Origin of the sequence: Planotetraspora phitsanulokensis (genome assembly GCF_016863295.1) — a bacterium.
Classification (GTDB): domain Bacteria; phylum Actinomycetota; class Actinomycetes; order Streptosporangiales; family Streptosporangiaceae; genus Planotetraspora; species Planotetraspora phitsanulokensis.
Window position 1 is genome coordinate 111,194 of record NZ_BOOP01000034.1, and the last position, 23,821, is coordinate 135,014.

Below are 23,821 nucleotides of genomic sequence, written 5' to 3' on the forward strand. Positions count from 1 at the left end.
AACCCCCCATGAAACTCCGAAGGACACTCAGCGCGTTAGCCGGCGCCGCCATGGTCGTCGTGACCCTGGCGGTGCCGTCGCAGGCGGCGGCCGCACGCCAGATCCACGTGGCCAAGACCGGGAACGACGCGAACGCGGGCACGTCGGCCGCGCCGTACCTGACCATCGACAAGGCCGCCCAGGAGGCGCAGCCGGGCGACACGGTCGTCGTCCACGCCGGGCTCTACCGCGAGTGGGTCAGGCCCGCCCGCGGCGGAACCGGCGAGGACGCCCGCATCACCTACACCAGCGCCGGCGACGGCGAGGTCGTCATCAAGGGCTCGGAGGAGATCGACACCTGGACGCGGTACAGCGGCGACGTCTGGAAGGTCACCCTCCCCGACTCCTACTTCGGCGACTTCAACCCGTACAGCACGGGCCAGCCGCAGGGGGGCGAGGGCGGCACCTTCCCCGGCTACACCGCCGGTGACGTCTACCTCAACGAGCAGGCCTACTACGAGAAGCCGTCGCTGAGCGCCGTCCAGTCGGCCGCGGACACCTGGTTCGCCGAGGTCGGCGGCGTCGACACGACCATCTACGCCAACTTCGACGGCAACGACCCGAACGCCAAGCTGGCCGAGATCAACGTACGCCGCCAGGTGTTCGCGCCGGAGGCGTGGGGCCTCGGCTACATCACCGTCCACGGCTTCACGGTCAAGGACGCCGCGGGCACGTACTCGGACTTCCCGAGCAGCCCCTCGCGGCGGCAGGCGGGCGCGATCAGCGTCAACGGCGGCCTGAAGTGGATCATCGAGCAGAACACCGTCGTCAACGCCCGCACCATCGCCATCGACATCGGTCTCGGGTGCGACGAGTGGGCCGGGAACCGCCCCGGCCAGACCCGGACGGACTTCCACGACACCGCCAAGTACGGCTCGCACATCGTCCGCAACAACTACATCGCCAAGGCCGGCCAGTCCGGCATCGCCGGCGTGTTCTCCTGGAACTCCGACATTCTGTACAACCGCATCGAGGACACGAACTACCGCGGCGAGTTCAGCGGCGCGGAGACGGCCCCGATCAAGGTCCACTACATGAACGAGGGCCTCATCAAGGGCAACTTCCTCAAGAACTCCAAGGGCGGCAACTCCGCGGGGATCTGGACCGACTGGGGCAACCAGAACCTCCGCGTGACCGGCAACATCGTGATGAACGCCCCGTGGGGTTACTACGCGGAGGCCGTCCACGGGCCGATCCTCGTCGACAACAACGTGTTCATCGGCAACTCCGACATCCGCATGCTCGACGCGACCGGCGTCGTCTACGCCGACAACCTGTTCGTCGACAACGGCCGCATCGCGGTCGACGGCGGCGGCCGGGACGCGTACTACTTCCAGCCGGGCACGATGAACGAGAGCACCGCGCTCACCAGCCCGCAGAAGTTCTTCTGGTACAACAACCTCGTCAACGGCTCGACCCTCCCGGCGGACGCCACGGACAAGACACACGTCAAGGAGGGCAACGCCACCGGCGTCCTATCGAACGTCAAGGTCAACGCATCGGCCACCGAGGTGAAACTCGACTTCGACCTCGACGCCTCCGGCATCGGCGGCCTCACGCCGGTGACGAAGGCACGGGTCGGGGTCATCCCGCGGGCCGGCGAGTCGATCGCCGCCGACGTCACGACCGACTTCTTCGGCAAGCCCTTCAGCGGAATGCCCGGCCCGTTCGCCGAGGCGAAGACCGGCGCCAACTCCTTCACCCTGTGGCCCCCGGCGGGCCAGACGGTGCCGACGCCGCCCGCGCCGCCCGCGGACGTCCCGGTCAACCTGTCGCTCAACCCGGACGCGAAGGTCGTCGCCTCGTACGAGGACGGCAACCTCGTCGCGACGAACGCCATCGACGGCAACGGCTCCTCGCGCTGGTCGAGCGACCACAGCAACGACCCCAACGCGTGGATCTACGTCGACCTCGGTCGCGAGTACGACGTCTCCAAGGCTGTCCTGCAGTGGGAGGCGGCCTACGGGAAGTCGTACAAGATACAGATCTCCGGCGACGCCCAGCACTGGGAGGACGTCTACTCGACCACGACCGGCGCGGGCGGTGTGGAGACGATCACGATCCGCAGGGACACCCGCTACGTCCGCATGCAGGGCGTGCAGCCGCAGACGCAGTACGGCTACTCGCTCTACGAGTTCGAGATCTACGGCACTCCGGTGCAGCCGGACGTCCCGGTCAACATCGCGCTGAACCTGGCGCCATCGGCCTACACCGCGTCGTCGCAGTCGAACGACGGCAGCGGCCCGGTCAACAGCCAGCCGCAGAACGACAGGTCGGCGTTCCGCGCGTTTGACGGCAACACCGCCACCCGCTGGGGCTCCGACGGCGGCGACACCCAGTGGATCCAGGTCGACACCGGCAAGACGCACGTCATCGACAAGGTCGTGCTGAAGTGGGAGGCGGCGTACGCGTCCCAGTACAAGATCCAGACCTCGGCCGACGGCACGCAGTGGACCGACGTGCACACGCACGACGATGCCGCCCCCACGGGCGACCACGTCGACGAGATCACCCTGAATCCTCCGGTCTCGGGCCGTTACGTGCGGGTGCAGGGCGTCAAGGCCGCCACCCAGTGGGGCCTGTCGCTCTGGGAGTTCGAGGTGTACGGCACGGCCGAGCCCGCCGACACCGTCCCGCAGTGGCCGACGACCGCCCAGCTCCAGCTGAGCGCGGTGACCGGCACCTCGGCGAACGTCGCCTGGCCGGCCGCGACCGACAACCAGGGCGTGACCGGCTACAAGGTGTATCTCGGCCAGACGCTGAAGGGCACCCTGGGCGCCGACGCCCGTGACTTCGCCCTGACGGGCCTGGCCGCGGGCCGGACGTACACCGTGAAGATCACCGCACTCGACGCGGGCGGCGAGAGCCAGGGCCTCACGAAGACCTTCACGACCTCCGGCAACTCCGCGACGCGCGCGCTGTCCACCACCTACCCGCGCACGTACGCCGACTGGGAGGAGGGCCTTCTCGCCGGCGACGGCAAGCAGGGCATCATCGTCTTCGGCAACCCCCGCGACGAGACGGTCGTGTTCGACGACCGCGACTTCTTCATGGCGCGTACGGAGGCCCGGCCGCACCGGACCTTCAACACGGTCAGCCAGGACGACATCAAGAGGATCCGCGATCTGCTGATCGCCGGAAAGTACCAGGAGGCCAACCAGCTCGCGGCCGACGTGCAGGGCTACCAGGGCGGCGGCGAGGGCAGCAAGCACCCCGGCTTCAAGATGACCCTCCAGATGCCCGCCACCGGCGAGGTCACCAACTACGTCCGCTCGACCGACTACTCGGCAGGCGTCGTCTCGGTGAACTGGACCGACGACAAGGGCGACTGGCGGCGCGACGCGTTCGTGTCGCAGACCGACGGCGTGGCCGTGCAGTACCTCCCGGCCCCCGCCGGGCAGAAGCTCGACGTCAAGCTCGGCCTGTCGATCGACCCCGGGATGAACCTGCTCAACAAGGGCCTCACGGCGGTCAACGCCTCGACCACCGACTTCCTCAACCTGCGGGTGAAGTACCCCAGCGGCAGCTACGACGCCGGTTACGAGGGTGTCACCCGGATCGTGACCGACGGCACGAAGACGATGGCCGGCACCGACGTGCAGGTGACGAACGCGTCGTACATCATGCTGCTGTCGCTGACCCAGCGCTACGACGGCACGTACGAGGGCGGCGTGCCCGCCGAGCAGGAATGGAACAAGAAGCCGCTGCAGGCCAAGCTCACTGCGCTGCCGAGTGACTACACGACGCTGCGCGACCGCCACGTGGCCAAGCACAGCCAGATGTTCGACCGCGTCAAGGTCGACTTCGGTGCGTCCGAGTCGGACCGCTCGAAGTCCAACGAGGAACTGCTCGCCGAGCAGAAGACCGCGACGACGCCCAACCTGGCGCTGTTCGAGCGGATGTTCAACTCGGGCCGCTACCACCTGATCGGGTCGAGCAGTCCGACCGCCCCGCCCGACCTGCTCGGCAACTGGACCGGCGACAGCAACGTCGGCTGGGACGGCTACTACCACCTCGACGCCAACCTCAACCTGCAGATCTCCGGCGGCAACATCGGCAACCTGCCGGAGGTGATGGCGGGCTACTGGTGGATCAACAAGAGCTGGCAGAAGGACTTCCGCGTCAACGCCCAGAAGCTGCTGGGCACCCGCGGCATGCTGACGGGCGGCAACACGCCCAACGGCGAGGGCCTGATCTCCAACATCAACTTCGACTATCCGTACCAGTACGTCACGGGCGGCGAGTCGTGGCTGCTCTACCCGTTCTGGGAGTACTACCAGATCACCGGCGACCGGAAGTTCCTGGAGGAGCAGTACTACCCGCTGATCCGTGACATGGGCGACTTCTACGAGGACTTCCTCGTCCAGAAGGACGCGAACGGCAAGTACATCTTCGCTGGGTCCATCTCCCCGGAGAACCGCCCGGCGGGCGGCGTGCCGCTCGCGGTGAACTCGGTGTACGACATCTCCGGCGCCCGCTTCGCCCTGTCCACCTTGATCCAGACCAGCAAGACGCTGGGGAAGGACGCCGACAAGATCGCCGTCTGGCAGGAGAAACTCGACAACCTGCCGCCGTACATCGTCAACGACGACGGCGCCCTGGCCGAGTGGGCCTGGCCCGACCTGGCGAACAAGAACGCCTACCAGCACCGCCACTCCAGCGGCCTGATGCCCGTCTGGCCCTACCGTGAGGTGACGCCGGAGAAGAACAAGGCGCTGTACGACGCCGCGAAGGTCTTCCTCAAGAAGAAGGACGCCGGCAACTACGAGAACGCCGGCCACGGTCTCCTGCACGGGGCGCTGATCGCCGCCGACCTCAACGACGCCGACAGCGTCAACGCCAAGCTGATGCGCTTCGCGAAGGACGACTACTACTACAGCAGCCTCGCGACGTCGCACTACAACAACAAGGGCGTGTTCGCGACCGACGTCGTGAACTCCGTCCCGACGATCATGATGGAGATGCTGGCCACGACCGACACCGGCACGCTGGAACTGCTGCCCGCGCTGCCCAAGGGCCTGAAGCACGGCTCGATCTCCGGCATGAAGGGCAAGAGCCGGTTCACCATCGACGACCTCGACTGGGACATGGACACCCACAAGGTGAAGGTGACGCTCACCTCCGACATCGACCAGAACCTCACCCTGATCCAGCGGTCCGGCATCGAGCAGGTCACCGGCGCGCCGGTGCAGAACTCCCCGCTGGGCGGCATCGCCCGGGTCGTCCCCCTGAAGGCCGGCCAGCCGGTGACGCTGGAGCTGACCCTGCGAGACACGTCGCGGGTGAACCTGGCCCTGAACAAGCCGGCCACGGCGTCGTCGCAGTCGAACACCGACCAGGGTCCGGCCAAGGCGTTCGACGGCGATCCGGCCTCCCGCTGGGCCGCGAGCCAGGACCCCGCCAGTTGGATCCAGGTCGACCTGGGCGGCATCTACTCCCTGTCGGAGGTGGACCTGGCCTGGGAGGCGTCCTACGCCAAGAGGTACAGGCTCCAGGTGTCGATGGACGGCCAGAGCTGGAAGGACGTGTTCGCGAAGAACGACTCCACCGGAGGAACGGAGAGGATCCCGGTCAGCGCGCTGGGCAGGTTCGTTCGGATGCAGGGCGTGGAGAGATCCGGCCAGTGGGGCTACTCGCTCTACGAGATGGAGGTGTACGGCGCCGAGGCGCCCAACATCGCCCTCGGCAAGACGGCCACCGCGTCGTCGGCGTCCAACGCCTCCCAAGGGGCGGCGGCCGCCTTCGACGGTGACCGCACGACGCGCTGGAGCGCGAGCCAGGCGCCGGACAACTGGCTGCAGGTCGACCTCGGGGACACGTACACGGTCAACCGCGTGGCCATCGACTGGGAGGATTCGTACGCCAAGGGCTACAAGCTCCAGACCTCGCCCGACGGCCGTACGTGGACGGACCGTTTCACCGAGACGAACGGCAACGGCGGAACCGACCTGATCGACCTGAACGCCGACGCCCGCTTCGTCAGGATGCAGGGCACGCAGTTGTCGGGCCAGTGGGGCTACTCGATCTACGAGATGAAGGTGTACGGCTCCCTGCCCGACACCGCGACGACCATCGCCGTCTCCGGCGTCACGCAGGGGGAGTCCTACGACGACAGCGAGAACCTGACGATCGGCTGGGAGGTCGCGGGTTCGGGCGTCACGTCCGTGACCGGAACCCTGGACGGCGAGCCGTTCACCTCCGGCTCGGTCGCCGAGTTGTACCGGCTGCCGCTCGGGGAGCACACGCTGACGGTCACCGTCGAGAACCGGTCCGGTGGGCGGGTCGACCAGTCGGTGACATTCTCGACCGTGACCTCGACCGACGCGATCTCCGTTCTGATCGAGCGGTTCAGGACCGCTGGTGAATTGAGCGCCTCGGGGGCGGCCAAGCTCGACGACAGGATCTCGAAGGTCATGGTGTCGGAGGACAAGGGGCGCGAACGCGACAAGAAGAAGATCGTGAAGAAGCTCGAACGCTTCGTCGACACGGTCAACGATCCCAAGATCGTGCTGAACCCACTGGTGAAGACGACGTTCCTTCGTGACGCCAACCACCTGATCACGGCCAACGACGGCGAACCCGTCTGACCCCCGTCCGGTACGGCGCCGCACGCCTCGGCGCCGTACCGGACGCTTCGGCCGCCCATACCACGCCACCCCCAGCAGCAGTCGGCCAAGGTGGCCATGAAGTAGAGGCATATCGAGTACTTGGTCTTCGGGGTGAGCCCGGCGCCATCCACGCACCGCGGCGCCGGGCTCTTATCGTGGCGGGAGGGCAGCGCCCCGCGTCTCGGCTGCGGGGAGCCGGCCGGCACGTGCCGCCGCGGTGCGGGGGCTGGTCTATTCCGGGGTGGCGGATGAGTCGACCTCAGAGTCCACGGGTCGGCGGGTCTGCATCGGCGCATCCTCGTCGACATCCCTTACCGGCACGGGAAGAGCCGCGGTGATCAGCCACGACCTCAGGGGGTCGGACCTCTCCGGGTCGAACAGGGCAGGCACAGGGCGTCCCAGGGCAGCCAACTCTTCGACGAGGTCACTCCGGCGCGCGACCCAGCCGTGTCGCGACAGCCACGCCTCAGGCTCGACCCCCGGACCGCCCCGGTCGGAACTGGTCAACAGTTCGGCGACCGCGCGGTCGCCCGAGTCGGAGATCGGCACGTCGTCCATTCGGGACCGCCGGTTCAGATACTCAGCGGCGAAGACGCTGCCCGGTGCCGATATCGAGGTGATCGCCGCCATCAGGGCGTCGGCCTGCGGTGCGGTCAGGTACATCAGCAGACCTTCCACCAGCCAGACGGTGGGACGGCCGGAGTCGAAGCCTGCCTGCCGGAGCGCCCCGACCCAGTCCTCCCGCAGGTCGATCGCGACGAGCACCCTTTCGGCCGCGCTCGCCGGCTCATGCCCGGCCAGGACACCGGCCTTGAAATCCAGTACCGCCGGAGTATCGACCTCGTACACGGTGGTGCCCGTCGCCAGTGGCAGGCGGAACGCACGGGTGTCCAGGCCCGCGCCGAGCATGACGACCTGTCGCCGGCCGTTCCCGAGGGCCCGCTCAAGGTATCGGTCATAGAACGGAGTCCGGCCCGCAAGATAGGCGCAGAGGCTCGTCCACAGCGCCGACGACCCGTCGTCGCGGGCAGGGCCGAGCCGGGGGAGAGCATTGCCGGTCCCTGCGGCCGTACCCACGGCGGAGACGACGAACGACTCCGCCAACGGATCGACGAACAGCGCGTCGCGGCGGCGCGACTCCTGCGCGCGGGCGTACGCCGTGATGAGGGCGGTGATACCCACCCCCGTCGGCAACGCGGTCGCGCGAACGCCTTCTCGTGCCTGCCGGCTTCCGGCCGGAGATGCCGCCGCGGTGAGGTCGTTCATGGTTCTCGCATCCATTCGGGTCGGAGAGTCGAAGGCAGCCGCAGGGCGAGCCGCCGGGTCACTGGTTCGGGGCTGGTCGCCGGGCCAACGCTGTCCCACGAGGGTCGACGAGGCGTAGACATCCCGTCGACGCTCGATTCCGTTGTGGCCGTCGGAGCCGATTCCGCGTGGCGGCCACAACAGACGTCGAGGTGCGGGAGTCGCCGGTGCCGATGGGCTGGCGTCCGTGTCCACGGAACGTCTACGGGACGTCGACCCGGCGTGGCTACCGTTCGACTCCGCCGGCCAACAGACCAGACATCACGCTTGGAGAAATGACATGTCGAGTGACACCGCTGTGCCGCCGACCGCCGTGCAGGTGGTCGACAGCATGGAACGCATGAGCGGTGGGACCTATCCCGGCCACCGCCGTTCCGGTGCACGGGGGGTGTGCTTCACGGGCACGTTCACGCCGACCGGAGACGCGGAGGGACTGACGACGGCTGCCCACCTGCAACGCCGAACGGTGCCCGTCACGGTGCGGTTCTCGAACTCGGAGGGCGATCCGCAGGCGCGTGACGGCGTGCCGGTGGCTCGTGGAATGGCGACCCGGTTCGCGCTGCCGGACGACGGCCACACCGACCTCATCGCGTTGAGCGTGCCGGTGTTCGTCGCCTCGACTCCGGAGGAGTTCTTCACGCTGACGAAGGCGCTGCGGCCGGACGCGGCCACCGGGCACCCCGACCCGGCCCGGGTGCAGGCTTTCGTCGCCGCTCACCCGCACCTCGCCGGGCCGATCATGCAGCAGCCCCCGGTGCCGGTCAGCTACGGCACCGCCGCCTACTGGGCGATCCACGCGTTCATCTGGGTCGACGCGGCCGGCAACCGGCAGCCGGTGCGGTACCGCTGGGAGCCCGAGGCCGGGCGGGTGGATCTCACTGCCGAAGAGGCGGCCACCCAGGCGGACCACTACCTGACTGCGGAGATCCACGAGCGCGTGAAGGGCGGCCCGGTGGCGTTCACGCTCCAGGTCCAGTTGGGCGAGGAGGACGATCCGACGCACGATCCCACCGTCGCCTGGCCGGATGGGCGCAAGGAGATCACCGCCGGGCGCCTGGAGCTGACCGGGCCGGTGCACGACCAGGAGCAGTGGGCCGAGCAGGGGTTCAACCCGACCGGGGTCACTGCCGGCATCGAGCTCTCCGACGACCCGGTGCTCGCCTTCCGCGCCGGCGCCTACCCCGAGTCCTTCCGGCGGCGTAACGAAAACCGTTGACGTCAGCGCGCCCTCGGAGTGCGGGGGCCGCGTGAGCTCAGACGACGTGTCCACGCACGAGGCCGGCGACGGTCCCCGCCGCGACGGCCTCATGCTCCGCCGGCTGGAGCGTGTCCAGGCCCGCCTCGGTGATCGTGTGGCCTAGCTGGAGCACCGCTTTGCGGCGGGCGAACCAGCGGATCAGGGAGTGATACCTGTAGCGCCGGTAGGCCACCGACTCCACGAGATGGACGTCCACGAGCTCTTCCATGAGGCGCTCGGCTTCCGGCAGCGGGAGCACGGCGAGCCCGGCCACCTCAGCTGCCGTGACGTCGGCGCCGTCGGCCAGGGAGGCGAGACAGAACGCCAGCGCCGTCTGCGGGTCGAGATCGTTGTAGCGGCGTTCGAGAGGGGCCTCGACCAGGTCGCAGTCGGCGTGCAGCGCCACCGGTTGGCGGATCTCCACTCGCAGCCGGTCTTCGATCTCGGCGACGCTCCACGTCGGGCGCGCCGACAGCCGCTCCGCCGCGACCCGCACCGCGAGCGGCACGTGTGAGCACGACGTGGCTAACCGGCGGGCGGCGTCCGGCTCGGCGGCGATGCGCTGAGCACCGGCGACGCAGCGCAGCAGTTCGAGCGACTCGTCGGCGTCGAAGACCGGCACGGTGCGCCATACGACGCCGGCGAGTCCGGGCAGCCGCCGGTCGGCGGTGACCACGGTCGCGCATCGAGACCCGGCCGGGAGGAGGTGCCGCACCTGGGCGGCGCCGTGCGCATGATCGAGCACGACGAGGACGTGCCGGCCGTCCGTGATGCTGCGCCACAGCGCGGTCCGCTCGTGCAGATCATCGGGGATGGCTGCGGGCTCGACCGCGAACGCCCGCAGAAACCTGCCCAGGACGGCGACCGGGTCGACCGGTGTGCCGTGGTCGCCGCGCAGGTCCACGTACAGCTGCCCGTCGGGGAAGCGGTCGCGCAACCGGTGCGCCACGTGGATGGCGAGTGCGCTGGTACCGACGCCTGGAAGCCCGGTCAGGCCGATGGCCCGAGCCGATCCGGCGTCACGCCCGGAGCCGAGCGCATCCGTCAGCTCCATGAGAAGGGCCGCCCGGCCGGTGAAGTCGGTGATGTCCGCAGGCATCTGGGCCGGCGCCACCCGCGGTGCGGCCACGGTCGTGGATGCGGTCGTGGATGCGGTCGTGACCGGTGGTGTCGCCGCCGGCGCCGACGGCGTCAGGGCGGGCGGCGTCAGTGCAGGGTCGGCGACGAGCACCTGCTGGTACAGCTCCTGCAACGCCCCGCCAGGGTCGAGGCCCAGCTCGTCGGCGAGCAGCGTGCGGATCTCGTGATACTGCGCGACCGCCGCCGCAGGCCGGCCGGCCTGGTAAAGCGCGACCATGAGCAGCCGCCGCAACCCCTCGTCGAACGGCTGCTCCTCGACGAGCGCGGTCAGCTCCGCCATGGCCGCCGTATGCCGCCCGATCTCGATGTCGAGTGTGAGCCGCTCCACGGCGGCGAGGTGCCGTACACGTTCCAGATGGGCGCGTTGTGCGTCGGCGTAGGGCCCCGGTACGCCGTTGAGCGGCTCACCGTGCCACAGGCCGGCGGCTGCGTGGAGCCGCTCGGCGGCGGTGGCCGCGTCGCCCTGCTGCCTCGCCGCACCGGCCTGCGCGACGAGGTCTGCGAAGGAAGCGATGTCGAGCGCGCCCGGTTCGACCCGTAGCCGGTAGAGGCCCGCCGCGGAGCCGAGCAGCGGCTCGCCGCCGGAGCCGAGCACCTGCCGCAGCCGTGACACGTACGTGCGGACCGTCGCCCGCGCCGACGGCGGCGGCTCCGCGCCCCACACCGCGTCGATGAGCTGGTCGGCCGTTGCCGCGCCGCCTTCACACAGCAACAGTGTCACCAGCACCGCACGCTGCTGCGGCGAGCCCAGCGGCAACTCGTCCTCACCGCGCCAGGCCCGGACCGGGCCGAGGACCGCGAAGCGGAGCCCCGGCATCATCGCCATCCCTCCCCATCGGTGAAGTACGCACGTGACCCGCACCCTGATCAGGGGACGAGGCGTTTCCGCGGGATTCAGGAGCCGTAGATGTGCACCAGTTCGGCGTCAGGGCTGTGCATGAGGGGGTTGTAGTGCTCGCCGAACAGCTTGGCCACCAGTTCGCCGCGACTGCTGACGTCCACCTTGGCGAAGATCGACTTGAGATGGTCGCGCACTGTGTGGGGAGACAGATGGAGCCGTTTGGCGATCTCCGTCGTGCTGTGCCCGCGAGCCACCCGCTCGGTCACCTCACGCTCGCGTGGCGTCAGCGAGTACGCCTCCACGATGATGGGGACGATCTGCCCCGAGGTCGCCGGCTCGATCACCACCGTGACCGGGCCCGGCTGCCGCCGCCGGTCGTACAACACCGAGGCGTGGATGCTGAACCAGCGTCCGCTGTCGCCGCGGAGCCGTACGACGGCGGGACCGGACTCCCGTTCGGCGGCGACGGCCCGTGCGCGGGCCACCACCGAGTAGATGGCCGCCGTCCACAGCGAGTTCGAGGGCGCGGTCCAAGGGGAGCCGCACAGCTCGCCGAACCAGCGCTCCGCGTGCGCGTCGGCGAAGGTGACCCGGTCGTCGTCGTCGAACAAGGCGGTTCCCGGCGGCTCGGCGGCCTCGCCCGACTTTTCGCGGTCGTTGGTGACGGCGAGGCCGGCCAGGCTCATCGCGACCTCGGGGGCCAAGCGGGCGATGTGCCGTAGGTCGCGCTCGTCGAAGGGCGGGCGGTCGGCGAAGCGGAACAGGTCCACCACGCCCCAGGCGCCGCCGCCGATGCGGAAGGCCGCACGCATGTTGTCGGCGTAGCCCTGCGGACGCATGAATTCCTGGTAGCGGACACTACGGCCGAGACTTCCGCCGGTGGCCTGGCGGAGCGTGCCCGCGGCGTGCGCGGAGCGCGCCACGTCGCGGAACGTGAGCACGTCCTCGGTGCGGTATTCACGATGCCAGTAGGACTCGCAGTGCACCGGCTCGATGTTCTCCGCCCGGATCGGCGTGGTCGGCAACACGGTCGCCGGATCGGTGCCGAACCACGCCGCCGCGTCGTAGGGCACCAGTCGGCGCAGTCTGCGCGCGGCCGCCTCGAAAACCTCGACCCCCGTGCCCGCGGCCATGTACCCAGGCGCGGACGTCCCCCCGATCCTGTCCACGCCTCCATGCTGCCAGGTGGTTCCCGTGCGGTGCATCCCTCATTTGCGGGGGATGGCGAAGCGGACAAACCCCTACGCGTGGGATGGGATCGGATCATGTCCTCCGGCACCGTCGATCGGGACGATTGACCCGATCTGGAAGGACTCTCACGGTGCCTGTCACCTCTCCCGACGACTTGGTGTACCTGACCTCGCTCTTGGACGGCGCGCTGATCCTGCCCGGCGATCCGGGCTGGGACGCGGCGCGGTCCGCCTGGCAGCTGGCCGTGGACCAACGCCCGGCCGCGGTGGTGCGGGCCAGGTCCAGCGCCGACGTGGCCGCCACGCTGGAGGCAGCCCAGGCGTACGGCCTGCGCGTCGCCCCACAGGGCACCGGGCACAACGCCGCCCCGCTCGGCCCGCTGAACGACACGATCCTGCTGCGCACGTCCGAGATGTCGACGGTGCACATCGACGCCGGCCGGCGGCGGGCGCGCGTGGGCGCCGGCGTGGTGTGGGCGGATGTCAACACGGCGGCCGCCAAGCACGGGTTGGCCGGCCTCAGCGGCACCGCGGCCGACGTCGGCGTGGTGGGCTACACCCTCGGCGGCGGCCTGTCGTGGTTCGCCCGCTCGCACGGGCTGGCCGCCAACCACGTCACCGCCGCCACAGTTGTGACCGCCGACGGCCGGATCCTGCACGTGGACGCCGAACACGAGCCCGAGCTGTTCTGGGCGATCCGCGGCGGCGGGGGCGGTTTCTGCGTGATCACCGAGCTCGAGTTCGACTTGTTCCCCATCACCGAGGTGCACGCCGGGGCGATGTACTGGCCCCTGGAACAGGCCTGGGCCGTGCTGACGCGCTGGCGCGACTGGACGGCGACCGTACCCGACACGGTCACCTCGCTTGGCCGGCTCCTCCGCTTCCCCCCGCTGGAGGAGATCCCGCAGCCGTTCCGCGGCCGCGACCTCGTGGCCGTCGAAGCCGTGGCGCAGCTCGACCGGCACGCCACCGACGAGCTGCTCGCACCGCTGCGCGAGCTCGCTCCGGAGATCGACACCTTCGCGCCGACCCCGGTCACCGACCTGCACATGCTCCATCTCGACCCGCCCGGCCCGACCCCGGCGACCGGGGACGGGTTCCAGGTCACCGGACTGCCCGACGACGCCTTGGCCGCGCTGCTGGCGGTGGCCGGCCCCGGCAACGACGTCCCTCTGCTGACGGTCGAGGCGCGGCACCTCGGCGGCGCCCTCGCCCCGGAGGCGCGTCAGGGTGGTGCGGTGTCCTCGTTGAACGCCGCCTTCGGCCTGTTCTCGGGCGGCATCACGGTCGACGCCGGCTCCGCCGCCGCCGTCCACGCCGCTCTCGACGCCCTTTCCGCGGCCATGACGCCTTGGCGGGCGTCCACCTCGTACCGCAACTTCACCGAACGGCGCGCCGACGGGCTCGCCTTCGAACCCGCGCACGTGCACCGCAGGCTGCAGGAGGTCAAGGAGACCTACGACCCGCTGGACGTCATCCGGGCCAATCACCCGGTCCTGCCCTCCCGCTCAGCGTGAAGCGGAGCGGGAATGACGCATCATCAGGTGACCCAGGAGGAATGGCTCGCCGGGCGCGAAGGCGACTGGACGGAGCAGAGGTCGAAGGTCACCTACCCGTCGAGGGCGCAGGTCCTCGAGCTCGCGGTCGCGCTGGCACGGCCGATCCCCGGCCACATCATCGAGTTCGGCACTTGGAAGGGCTACTCGACCAGGGTCATCAGGGATGAGCTCTACCGGTCGCGGTTATGGGATCCGTCTCAGTGGAAGAAGCGGATTTACGCCTGTGACTCATTCGAGGGACTGCCGGAGTCTTATGAGCACCTGTCGGCCGGTACATTCGCCACCCCGGTTCCCCGGCTCCGCGGTGTCCGGATCGTCAAGGGTTTCTTCGAGGACTCCCTCACGCCCGAGCTCGCCGCCGAAGTCGGCCGGGTCAGCTTCGCTCACCTCGACGCGGACCTGGAGTCGGCGACCACGTGCGCGCTCGACTGGCTGACGCCGCTGCTGGGCGGGGGCAGCCTGCTGTTGTTCGACGAGTTCTTCGGCGAGGACCCGGCCGAGTGCCGGGCCTTCGTCGACTGGACCAAGCGCACGGGCATCCGCACGACGCTTGTCGCGGTCTTCGGCAGGGAGCCGAGCGGCAAGGGGGAGACGACGGACCGGAGGGCCCTGTTCCAGGTGATCGGCGACGAGCGGCATTCCAAGGCGCTGCCGCTGCTCCCCGTCCGGCTCCGCCGCAAGCTCGCCTCGACCTGGTGACGTACGGCTTCGCATCCCAGAAATGATCAACGGTGCCTGACCAGCGGCTTCGCCGCGGTCAGGCACCGTTTCTCGAGGTCGAGCGGAGATCGTGGGTGTGCCACGCCCTGCCACTTCCCTGACCGTTCTCTGGACGGTCATCAGGTCTACACCGTCCAAGCACGCGAGTCGGCCATGATCACCCGCGTTCGAAATCGCGAGGAGTGCGGCAGGACATGTGGGAACAGACGCATCGGCGGGAGTCATCAGACGCCTGCCACCAGAGCAGTCACGTGGTCCTGACTGAAAAGCTGCGGTTCCAGAGTCCGACTGAAGGTGAACTGGGAATGGAGTCAGCCTCGGCGGGCGATGCCGAGGCGCAGCACTGGCTCGGCTGGTACCCGACAGAGATTGCCACTGAGCCATGGCGTACACACCTCTTGGCCACGCCACCGCGGCGGAAAGGAGGTGTCGCGCAGTTCAACGACGCCTGGAAACTGCATGGCGTCGACTCCCGGACCGGCAACCATGCTGGCGTGGCCGGCGTAAGGGGAACGCCCCATGGTTACGAGATCGGCGGCTGGCTCGCTCCCGCGTTTCGTCGTCGCCGCTTGGGGAGTGAACTGTTCGGCGCGGCACTGACGCTGGCTCACGAACACCTTGGCATCGCCGTGGTCGTAGCGGGCACGGAGATCACCAACGTGGCCTGCCGTCGTGCACTGGAGGCGGCCGGATTCATTCCCATCCAGGGCGCACCCTTTCATGTGCTTCCGAATGGTCGAGTGATCTACTCCTGCTGGTACCTGCACACAACGAGCACCCCGAGACGATGCGACCAGTAGCTTGCTCCATCTATTCGGGGGAGTTTCCAGGAAGACCTCGGGCTATCCGTATCCAGCCTGGTCGCGCCTTCGGTGTCCGCGCTCCATTGATTACTGCGGAGGCCAGATCTGACGTGCGCGGGGGAGGTCCTTCATTCCGCCGCCGAGAGGAATCACGCCCCACAGGAATGGGATGACGTAGTTGGGCGGCTCGCCGAGAAGGTCGGGGAGTTCGTCTTCGGTGATGTCGAGGGAGAAGGCCCTGCCCCTGAGGTCCGGTGTCCACCCCTCGTCGAGTGCACGCCGGATCGCCGCTGCCACAAGGATGGGTCGTACAGCGATGGCCCGCTCTCCTAGCCAGTTGTCGGGCCGGGCGCAGGGAAGGGTGATCTTGAGGACGCTGCCGGGTTGTGCGGCGAGTTCCACCGAGAACGACATGGGAGTCCAGCCGTTGCCTTCGGAGTACGTGGGCCTGTGACGGATGCGCCACCGAAACATCGTGCCGGCCACGGTGATGAGCCGAGAGCCCTTCTTGGGCATGGCCATGAAATCTCCTTCGCCCAAGTCCCGTGATGTGTCAGAACCAGAGATGCACTGAGGCGGATTCCCGGCAGCGTAGCGTCGGCCCGGGGCCGTAAGCGACTGAGTAATCCGGTGCATGGGGAAGGCGTTCAGCACGACCCGTGTTCAACGCGTACGCCGGCGACTGCGGCAGCCAGTCGAGTGAGGTTGCGCGAGTCAGCGAGAAGTCAGCAAGAGGCTGATACCGGATCGCGCTAAACGTCGCCCATAGGCGTGATGAGTCGCGGCAGAAGGCCCGCGCGCAGGGCGGAGATCGTCACGGGGACGGCCACCTCATTTGTGCAGTGCTCTTGGATCCGGGGAGACGACTGCCTTGGAACGCACGACAGCGATGTGGGGGTGCTGGCCGATCCGATGCCTCGTCGGACGCGTGCCCGCCGCCCAGTACACCGTGCCCGCCGTCAGCGCCGCCACCAGCGTGAGCCAGCCGAGTGCCCGTCCGACGCGCAGGCCGTATCCGGAGGCCAGCCAGTACAGCGACAGCAGCACCCTGGCCCGGACACGCCGGCTGCTCAGCCGCCGCATCTCCATCGCGCCGAACGCGAAGTCGGCAGAGGTCTTCGCGTCACTCACGCCCGGCCGCAGCCGCTCGTACAGGGCTCCGAGCCAGTCGGCGCCGAGCGACTGCGCGCTCCGCCGGCCGCCAGGACGTTCATCCGCCTCGCTCGTCGCGGAGGCGCGCCATGCGACTGCCCGCATCGAACCTGACCGCTTCGCTCTCACGCGCTCCACGGCGACATCGCGCACCTCCAGGTCGCTCGGAGGCCAGCCCCGCCAAAGGTGTTCGTCGGCGAGGACGACGCGGCGGGTCCACCACCGGACGGGCGGCCAGCCGAGGCGCCAGCTCACACCGGCCGGGGTCGTGGCGAACAGGCAGTCCGACAGGCGCAGCCCCTCGGGTCGGCGGAGCCCGCCGAGGCCGCATGTGCGGAGATCGGCACCGCTGAGCGTGAGCGCGTCGGCGTGGAGGTTGTCGAGTGACGTCACGCGCATCCGTCCCGACCTCCGGGTGATGTCCGACGACCCTGTGAGCGTCGCGTCCCGCAGGTCGATCTCCGCGGCTGACAGGCGCGCGGTGAACGGCCCGGTGACGACCGCGGCGCGCAGGGTCACCCGGCAACCGCCGGTGTCGAGATGAAGCGGCCCGCAGGCGCGGACGTCTGACAGCGACAGCCGCCGCCCGACCAGCATTGGACCGAGGTAGGCCGGGCCGTGGAAGCGCAGGCCGTCGAACCCGGCGCTTCTCCCGACGACCGAGGCGCGAAAGGAGACGGCCCGGCGGAAACGGGCACCACGGAAGGCGACATCCCCGGCGAACGCCGTACCTTCGAACGCGGCGAACCCATGAAACTCCGCCCCGCGGAACGAGGTGTCCTCGTCGAACCGAGCCTCGCCGAAAAGGGCGTCGCCGGCGACGCGAATGCGGTCGAAGCGTCCATGACCGCGTACCTGGGCGCCGTGCAGGGAGAGCTCGCGGTGAAACCGGGCTTCGCCGAAAGACACGTTTCCGGTGAAGCTCGTCCCGAAGAACGAGGCGAGGTGATCGAACCGGGCGTGGTCGAAGGTCGCGTCGCCGGCGAAGACGACCTCGCGGAAGCGCGCCGCGCCGGTGAAGACCGCACGGTCGAACCGTGCTCTGCCCAGGCGGCGCTCGACGCGCTCCAGGATGCGCGTGAGCAGGTCCTCCTCCAGGGTGGTGCCGCGTAGATCGATGGCTTGGCCGGGGACCAACCCACGCAGGACGCTCTCCACCTCCACCGGGCCCAGATGCGTGAGGCATCGGTCGTACGGCCCCCAGGCGGCACCCAGGCATTCGGGCGAGATGCCGCACGTCCTCCAGGCAACGTCGAGCAGAGCGAGCTTCAGCCGGGATGTCATGGCAACGTGGTACCCAATGTCGCGTATCAAGGCGCTAAATGACGATCGAACGGTAACACGATGTATCCAGACAATCACTATCTGGTGAGTAATGGAACTGTTCGTCGACCTCGCCCTTCTCTGCCTCGGCTCGCGCGGTCGTAGCCCCTGCTCGGCGATCTCGGCCGACACCGTGACGGCCTCCCTGCCGTGATGTCGACGAGGATGCAGGTGGCCTCGGCCCTTTCGCAGCGCTCTCCCGCCCATGTGTTCCACTAGCCAGAGGGGGCTCGTTTGGATGAGCGCGCGACACCAAATGTCCATTACGGCCCGCATCACGCTGTTCGCTGGCATAGTGGCGGGCCTGCTCTGCTCGCTGCTCGCCATCGTCCTCATGATCGCCATCAAGCGTTTCGCCGTCGTGAACGCCACTGAGGAGATCACCTCGGCCGGTGGCCGCGTGGCCGTGCAAATGGAGAGGGGCCGGTTGGACTACCCCCTTGCGGAACGCCCGAACCGCAACATCCAAGTCGTCGACCCACACGGTCGGGTGGTCGCTTCGACCTCGAAGCTGCGGGGCAAGCCGGCCATGGCGACGTTCACCCCTGATGGCAAGAACAGCGCGACCTCCGTCGTGTGCGGCGGGGTCTTCCCTTCTGGTGAATGCGACATCGTCGTTGTGCAATGGGCCCACCGCGCCGGCCAGAGATGGCTCGTCTACAGTTCTTCCCCTGCGATCCCGCCATGGGTCGATCCGCTGCTGGCCGGGGCGGTGGGAGGGAGCGCGGTGGCGCTCGTCGCGGCCATCACCTACCTCGGCCGCCGCAACGCCCGGGCATCCCTCAGGCCGGTGAGGGCCATCCGAGCCGAACTCGAGGAGATCAACGCGGCCTCTCCGCACCGCCGGGTACCGGTATCGGCCGCCCATGACGAGATTCACGAAATGGCCGAAAGCGTCAACCGCACCTTGAATCGGCTGGACACCGCGCTGCAACACCAGCGCCAGTTCCTCTCCAACGCCTCCCACGACCTGCGCAGCCCGATCGCCGCGATGCGCGCCGAGTTGGAGGACGCCCTCCTCGCGCCCCAGGAGACCAGCGTGGCCACGGTGGTGCGCGCCGTTCTCGGCAGTCTGGACCGGCTGCAGGCGATCGTGCAGGATCTGCTGACCCTCGAACGGCTGGATGCCGGCCTGCCGGGCGCATGCGACCGGATCGCCCTGACCGAGCTCGTCGCCGCAGAGTGCCGGATCCACCGCGATTCACCAAAGACGTTCGAATGCTCGCTCGGACCCGGAGTGGTGGTGATCGGCGACCGGCTACGGCTGTCTCGAGTGGTCGCCAACCTCATCGACAACGCCGAAAGGCACGCCGACACGACGGTCTGTGTCACCGTACGGCACGAGCCGAGCGGCCGGTGCGGCGATCAACGCCTGCCGTACGGCGCCGCGGTGCTGGAGGTCCTCGACGACGGGCCGGGCATCGATCCGGACAAGCGCGAACTGGTGTTCCAGCGGTTCGCCCGGCTGGACAGCGACCGCTCCCGCGGCGCCGGGGGAACGGGGCTGGGCCTGGCGATCGCCCGCCAGATCGCCGAGGCCGCCGGGGGGACCCTGCGGATCGAGGACAGCTCCCGCGGCGCACGCTTCGTCCTTCGCCTTCCCGCAGCGTCATCGGAGAGCGACCCTGCCGATCCTGCCTCCCACCTCGGTGGGCGATGAGCGGATCGCGCCGCCTGTCTCTCGGAGATCGACGGGGTCACCCAGAGGCACGCTCCCGCGTAAAGGTAAAGGTCCGTTCGAGGACACCCCTGCTCAGAGAGGGCATGGCCCACGTGCTGGACTGGTCGTGGGAAAGGGGGCCCGGTCAGTGAGCATCCGGCGGAACACGGAGAGAGCGCGCCTGATGCTGTTTCTCGGCGTCGCGGTGGCATTGCTGAGCACCCTCATGTCCGGGATGGTCATCTTCATCGTCCATCGCCTGGCCACTGAGTCGCGTACGGCCACGGTGACCGGGATGGCGACCGAGGTCGCCTCCCTCGTCTCTCGGGGAGAATTGCGCAATCCGATCTCTGATCAGGTGATCCCCTACGTCCAGGTGCTCGATTCACAGCGGAGGGTCGTCGCCTCCACCGAGAATCTGCGCGGACGGCCGCCCATCGCGAGCTTCCTGCCCGCCAACACCGAGAGCGAGCGGACCGAGGTCATCTGCGGCAAGGCGATCCCAAGCGGTGATTGCGCCATGGTCGTCGCCGTCCAAGCAACTGACAACGGCAAGCTGTGGACCATCTACGGCGCCGCGCCCCCGGTCCCCTTCTACGTCGATCCCCTCCTGGCGTTGCTGCTGGTCGCCGGTACGGTGATCATTGTCGGCCTCATCATCTTCGCCAGCTATCGGATCATCGTCGGATACATCGAGCCGGTGAGACTCATCCGGGCCGAGCTGGGCCACCTGAGACCCACGCGGCTGAGTGAACGGGTCCTGGTGCCGTCGCGTTCCCACCGGGAGGCCCATGATCTGGCGACGGCGGTGAACAGGACGCTGGATCAGCTGCAGGCCATGATGGAGCGGGAGCGTCAGTTCACCTTCGACATCTCCCATGACCTGCGCAACCCGATCACCGCGATGCGAACGGAGATCGAGGACGTGCTGCTGGCCCCGGACGAGGTCGACGTGGCCAGGCTGGGCACGACCCTGCTCGCCGGCCTGGACAGGTTGCAGGCGATCGTGTCCGACCTGCTGATGCTGGCCAAGCTGGACGCAGGGGCGCCGACCACATGCCGGGAGGTCGACCTGGCGGAGCTTGCCACCGCCGAATGCGCTCGCCGCTCCGGCAAACAGATCATTTGCGAGGTGACCCCGGGAACGGTGGTGAAAGGCGACCCCGTACGGCTCGCTCGGCTGGTCAACAACCTGGTCGCCAACGCCGAACGGCACGCCAGTTCCCAGGTCACCGTCCGTGTGTCCCGTCAGGGCGGCGATACCGGGTCAGGAGCGGGTACGGCGGTGCTCGAGGTCATCGACGACGGCGAAGGGATAGCGCCAGGCGATCGTGAGGCGGTGTTCGAGCGCTTCGTACGGCTGGAAGCCGGGCGCAGGAAGGAATCCGGCGGCACCGGGCTCGGTCTTCCGATCGCCAGGCAGATCGCGGAAAGTCACAGCGGCACGCTGACGATTCAGGACAGCGACCGGGGCGCTCACTTCGTCCTGAGGATGCCCCTGGGATCGGGGGACGGCGACACCGAATCGTGAAGCCGGCAACGACCTGAAGTCCGTACGGCCCTCCCGCCGACCGCTTCGCCGAGGCGCCGGCATGTCCGACCCATCCGCTAAGGCAGGTGACGGTCTCACCGTGGGGTCAGACGAGTACGGGGATGAGGCAGGCGCCGAAGAGCAGATAGAACACGGCGGCCGGCGACAGTGTTCTGGCGTTGAACCGGCCGGTCTTCAGGAGCACCAGCAGATAGCCGATCGCGGCCATGGTGACGATGCCGGACAGCAGGAGCGGCGGGGTGAATCGCCACGGGGTGAACAGCAGGCCGAGCCCGCTGGGCACGGTGGCCTGGATCATCATGGCCCCGGAGATGTTGGCCAGCGCGAGAGGTGTCTTGCCCTGGCGAACCCAGATGACGGCGTTCATGACCTCTGGCAGCTCGGTGGCGAGAGGGGACAGCAGCAGCGCGGTGACCGCCGCGGGCAGCCCGAGCATCGGCCCGATCACATCGAGTTGTCCCACGAACGTGTGTGACGCCATGAAGATGATCGCCAATGTCGCGAGTGTCTGGACGATCACCGCCCAGGTGGCTGGAGTCTTCCGGCGGCGCTGAAGCAGCAGCGGCTTCAGGTCGGTGCTGTCGCCGTGATCCCCTGCAGCTCGGATCTCCTGCCAGAAGTAGACCGCGTAGGCGGCGAAGAACAGCAGGCCCAGCCAGGGCTTGACGGCGAAGGCGACCAGCCCCAGGGCGACCTTCAGCGCGAAGACGGCCATGAACCAGGTTTGGTCGCGGGCCAGTTTCTCGGTGTTCCCGGCGTCCTGGCCTGCTTCGCCGGGGGAGGCGGGGTCAGTGGCGATCGCACGTGTCGCCGGAGTCGTGGCCGTCACGGGGGCGCGGTTCCGGCGCCGGGTCCACATCATCCAGCCGGTCACGCCGTAGGCGACCGTCGCCAAGGCCAGGGGGCCGCCCATGGCTGCTCCGACACCGATGTCCTTTTGCTGCTCGCCGGTGCCGAAGACCACGGCTACGAAGGTGACCACGCTTTCGGGCAGCGCGGTTCCGAGTGCGGCGAGGATCGTTCCGACGGCCATGGGCCCGACTTCGAGCCGGTGACCCAGCCACTCGACTGCGTTGACGAACCACTCGCAGGAGAAGTAGATCATCGCGGAGCATGCGATGAGTAAGGCGAAATGAATCATCGGGGGCGGCTTCCCTTCCCGCGTCACGCGGTGAAGCCGCACCCGGAGTAGCCTCCCGAGACCTCGACCCCAGCCGCAACGCACGCGTCGCCTATGGGTCGAAGGTCTCGTCCACCCCGCTGCGGGGCCCGGCCACCGGGAATCCTTCGGGATTCCAGCATGTCGACGACCGGCGAAGGACTACTCCCCTTCAGGGACGGAGCATACCCGATGAAATCCCGATATGGCCTGGTCAGGATGATCGGGGCGATCGCTCAGGTCGTCGGGACCTTACGGCTTCCGCCTGACATGTCCGCGGTCATTGAGATGGTCGAATGCCCGGCCGAGAGCGGCTCAATCGAGGCCCGGAACGCGCAGTTTTACCCTATTTGCACCCTTATGAGGCTTCGTGTACCTTGCTGTATACGGTATACGTTGCGACTGGCCTCTGAGCGTCGTATGTTGTGCCGTTCGTTGCCCGGACCGTGCGTCTCCGGCGGAACTTGTCCGTGAGGAGCGCGCGGTCGCCGAATCCGCGTCTCGCGGAACCGGGGACCCACCTCTTCCGGGGTGAATCGAGCGCTGGCGCCGGCCTGTGGGCCCGTAGGGCCTCTTCCTGTCCGAATCAGTCAGCCGGCCCGGTAGACGGCATGGAAGCAAAGGAGTCAACCTCTTCATGCCCACCCATCGGATCTTCTCGCCCGTGCCTTCGCTCAAGTGCCGGCTGAGCCTCGTCGGCAAGCGTCTCCGCTCCGGCGTCGCCGGTATGGCCGTGGCCGTGTCGTTGATCATGCCTGCCGTCGCACTGGCGGGCCATGCGCACGCCGCCTCGCTCACCTATGGCCAGGACGTGTCCGGCTACGAGCCGAATTACGACTGGAGTGTCAGCTCGGCCAAGTTCGGCATCATCAAGGCCACCGAAGGCCTGAGCTTCCGAGACCCTTCCTTCGTCCGGCAGTGGCAGGAGTTGGCAGGCAAGGGGATCGTGCGCGGCGCCTATCACTACGGCCACCCCGGCAACGACCCCATCGCGGAGGCCGACCACTTCCTCTCCGTGGTGAACGCGCAGCCCGCCAAGCCCGGCGACCTGCTGGTGCTGGACCTGGAGACCACGGACGGGGAGTCCATCGCCCACGTCAACGCGTGGGCCAAGACGTGGCTCGCCCACGTGAAGGCCAAGACCGGCGTCACGCCGATGTTCTACAGCGGTTGGGACTTCGCCGACACCTACGGCCACGGCCTGGCCCGCTATCCCTTGTGGGTGGCTTACTACGGCGGGGCCAAGGGTGGTGTCACGCCACCGGCCGACTGGAAGACCTGGACCATCCACCAGTACACCGACACTCCCATCGACCAGAACGTCTCCGCCCTGACCCCCCAGCAGTTGCGCGTCCTCGGCCGCCGCTGAGCCGACACGATCTCCAGCGTGCGGTGGGGATCGTCGCTGAGGTCCGGCCCCGGATAATCCCACCGGGTGGGCCGCGATCGATGCCGTCGCGGCGAACCTCGGTATCGGCCTCGACGTTGCGTAAGCGGGTTCGCCGGGCCCAGGTGGACGAGGGACCGCCATCG

The 23,821-nt window shown here is 68.6% G+C and carries 14 protein-coding genes and 1 riboswitch; of the genes, 8 read left to right on the top strand and 6 right to left on the bottom strand.

Annotation, left to right across the window (positions count from 1 at the left end; all coding sequences use genetic code 11):
* Positions 1 to 8: 8 nt before the first annotated feature.
* On the top strand, positions 9 to 6,626 hold the full coding sequence (locus tag Pph01_RS32535; protein ID WP_204077020.1) for a discoidin domain-containing protein: 6,618 nt from the start codon (positions 9 to 11) through the stop codon (positions 6,624 to 6,626).
* 252 nt (positions 6,627 to 6,878) lie between these two features.
* Here the strand turns inward: Pph01_RS32535 and Pph01_RS32540 are convergent, their stop codons facing one another.
* Entirely contained in the window at positions 6,879 to 7,913 is a 1,035-nt protein-coding gene (locus Pph01_RS32540) for an SAM-dependent methyltransferase (protein WP_204077021.1), read from the bottom strand.
* Positions 7,914 to 8,232: 319 nt separating this feature from the next.
* On the opposite strand from Pph01_RS32540, the gene Pph01_RS32545 reads away from it, so the two are divergent.
* Positions 8,233 to 9,168, top strand: a complete 936-nt coding sequence (locus Pph01_RS32545; protein WP_204077022.1) for a catalase family peroxidase — start codon at positions 8,233 to 8,235, stop codon at positions 9,166 to 9,168.
* 37 nt (positions 9,169 to 9,205) lie between these two features.
* Here the strand turns inward: Pph01_RS32545 and Pph01_RS32550 are convergent, their stop codons facing one another.
* A complete protein-coding gene (locus Pph01_RS32550) occupies positions 9,206 to 11,155 on the bottom strand; it encodes an AfsR/SARP family transcriptional regulator (protein ID WP_204077023.1) in 1,950 nt (649 codons plus the stop codon).
* A gap of 68 nt (positions 11,156 to 11,223) precedes the next feature.
* Complete coding sequence (locus Pph01_RS32555; RefSeq protein ID WP_204077024.1) at positions 11,224 to 12,339, bottom strand: helix-turn-helix transcriptional regulator; 1,116 nt, start codon at positions 12,337 to 12,339, stop codon at positions 11,224 to 11,226.
* 152 nt (positions 12,340 to 12,491) lie between these two features.
* Between Pph01_RS32555 and Pph01_RS32560 the strand changes: the two genes are divergently transcribed.
* The 3 genes from Pph01_RS32560 (at position 12,492) to Pph01_RS32570 (ending at position 15,439) form a co-directional block, all read left to right on the top strand.
* On the top strand, positions 12,492 to 13,877 hold the full coding sequence (locus tag Pph01_RS32560; protein WP_204077025.1) for an FAD-binding oxidoreductase: 1,386 nt from the start codon (positions 12,492 to 12,494) through the stop codon (positions 13,875 to 13,877).
* Between the two features lie 12 nt (positions 13,878 to 13,889).
* Positions 13,890 to 14,618 (top strand): TylF/MycF/NovP-related O-methyltransferase, encoded by a 729-nt coding sequence (locus Pph01_RS32565; RefSeq protein WP_204077026.1) that lies wholly within the window; start codon positions 13,890 to 13,892, stop codon positions 14,616 to 14,618.
* A 215-nt stretch (positions 14,619 to 14,833) separates the two neighbouring features.
* On the top strand, positions 14,834 to 15,439 hold the full coding sequence (locus Pph01_RS32570; RefSeq protein ID WP_204077027.1) for a GNAT family N-acetyltransferase: 606 nt from the start codon (positions 14,834 to 14,836) through the stop codon (positions 15,437 to 15,439).
* A gap of 90 nt (positions 15,440 to 15,529) precedes the next feature.
* Here the strand turns inward: Pph01_RS32570 and Pph01_RS32575 are convergent, their stop codons facing one another.
* Together Pph01_RS32575 and Pph01_RS32580 are read right to left on the bottom strand one after the other, a co-directional pair.
* Positions 15,530 to 15,964 carry a hypothetical protein gene (locus Pph01_RS32575; protein ID WP_204077028.1) on the bottom strand — a complete coding sequence of 145 codons (435 nt, stop codon included), beginning with the start codon at positions 15,962 to 15,964 and terminating at the stop codon, positions 15,530 to 15,532.
* 309 nt (positions 15,965 to 16,273) lie between these two features.
* Entirely contained in the window at positions 16,274 to 17,878 is a 1,605-nt protein-coding gene (locus tag Pph01_RS32580) for a pentapeptide repeat-containing protein (RefSeq protein WP_204077029.1), read from the bottom strand.
* 295 nt (positions 17,879 to 18,173) lie between these two features.
* Here Pph01_RS32580 and Pph01_RS32585 point away from each other — a divergent pair, with 295 nt between their 5' ends.
* Both Pph01_RS32585 and Pph01_RS32590 read left to right on the top strand, forming a co-directional pair.
* Positions 18,174 to 19,577: a HAMP domain-containing sensor histidine kinase gene (locus tag Pph01_RS32585; RefSeq protein ID WP_204077030.1), complete on the top strand. Its 1,404-nt coding sequence runs from the start codon at positions 18,174 to 18,176 to the stop codon at positions 19,575 to 19,577.
* 184 nt (positions 19,578 to 19,761) lie between these two features.
* Positions 19,762 to 21,108, top strand: coding sequence for a sensor histidine kinase (locus Pph01_RS32590; protein ID WP_204077031.1), 1,347 nt, complete (start codon positions 19,762 to 19,764; stop codon positions 21,106 to 21,108).
* Between the two features lie 106 nt (positions 21,109 to 21,214).
* On the opposite strand, the gene Pph01_RS32595 is transcribed toward Pph01_RS32590, so the two are convergent.
* Entirely contained in the window at positions 21,215 to 22,270 is a 1,056-nt protein-coding gene (locus Pph01_RS32595; protein ID WP_275412898.1) for a sodium:calcium antiporter, read from the bottom strand.
* 494 nt (positions 22,271 to 22,764) lie between these two features.
* A riboswitch (cyclic di-AMP (ydaO/yuaA leader) is annotated at positions 22,765 to 22,911 on the top strand.
* Between the two features lie 14 nt (positions 22,912 to 22,925).
* On the opposite strand from Pph01_RS32595, the gene Pph01_RS32600 reads away from it, so the two are divergent.
* The gene (locus Pph01_RS32600) at positions 22,926 to 23,657 is read left to right on the top strand and encodes a glycoside hydrolase family 25 protein (RefSeq protein WP_204077033.1); all 732 of its coding nucleotides are present in this window, start codon (positions 22,926 to 22,928) and stop codon (positions 23,655 to 23,657) included.
* Positions 23,658 to 23,821 lie beyond the last annotated feature (164 nt).

What these genes read in the sequence shown, in the direction of transcription:
- Pph01_RS32535 (WP_204077020.1), top strand. Translation starts at nt 9, where the DNA reads ATGAAACTCCGAAGGACACTCAGCGCGTTAGCCGGCGCCGCCATGGTC.
- Pph01_RS32540 (WP_204077021.1), bottom strand. Translation starts at nt 7,913, where the DNA reads ATGAACGACCTCACCGCGGCGGCATCTCCGGCCGGAAGCCGGCAGGCA.
- Pph01_RS32545 (WP_204077022.1), top strand. Translation starts at nt 8,233, where the DNA reads ATGTCGAGTGACACCGCTGTGCCGCCGACCGCCGTGCAGGTGGTCGAC.
- Pph01_RS32550 (WP_204077023.1), bottom strand. Translation starts at nt 11,155, where the DNA reads ATGGCGATGATGCCGGGGCTCCGCTTCGCGGTCCTCGGCCCGGTCCGG.
- Pph01_RS32565 (WP_204077026.1), top strand. Translation starts at nt 13,890, where the DNA reads ATGACGCATCATCAGGTGACCCAGGAGGAATGGCTCGCCGGGCGCGAA.
- Pph01_RS32570 (WP_204077027.1), top strand. Translation starts at nt 14,834, where the DNA reads ATGTGGGAACAGACGCATCGGCGGGAGTCATCAGACGCCTGCCACCAG.
- Pph01_RS32575 (WP_204077028.1), bottom strand. Translation starts at nt 15,964, where the DNA reads ATGGCCATGCCCAAGAAGGGCTCTCGGCTCATCACCGTGGCCGGCACG.
- Pph01_RS32580 (WP_204077029.1), bottom strand. Translation starts at nt 17,878, where the DNA reads ATGACATCCCGGCTGAAGCTCGCTCTGCTCGACGTTGCCTGGAGGACG.
- Pph01_RS32585 (WP_204077030.1), top strand. Translation starts at nt 18,174, where the DNA reads ATGTCCATTACGGCCCGCATCACGCTGTTCGCTGGCATAGTGGCGGGC.
- Pph01_RS32590 (WP_204077031.1), top strand. Translation starts at nt 19,762, where the DNA reads ATGCTGTTTCTCGGCGTCGCGGTGGCATTGCTGAGCACCCTCATGTCC.
- Pph01_RS32595 (WP_275412898.1), bottom strand. Translation starts at nt 22,270, where the DNA reads ATGATTCATTTCGCCTTACTCATCGCATGCTCCGCGATGATCTACTTC.
- Pph01_RS32600 (WP_204077033.1), top strand. Translation starts at nt 22,926, where the DNA reads ATGCCCACCCATCGGATCTTCTCGCCCGTGCCTTCGCTCAAGTGCCGG.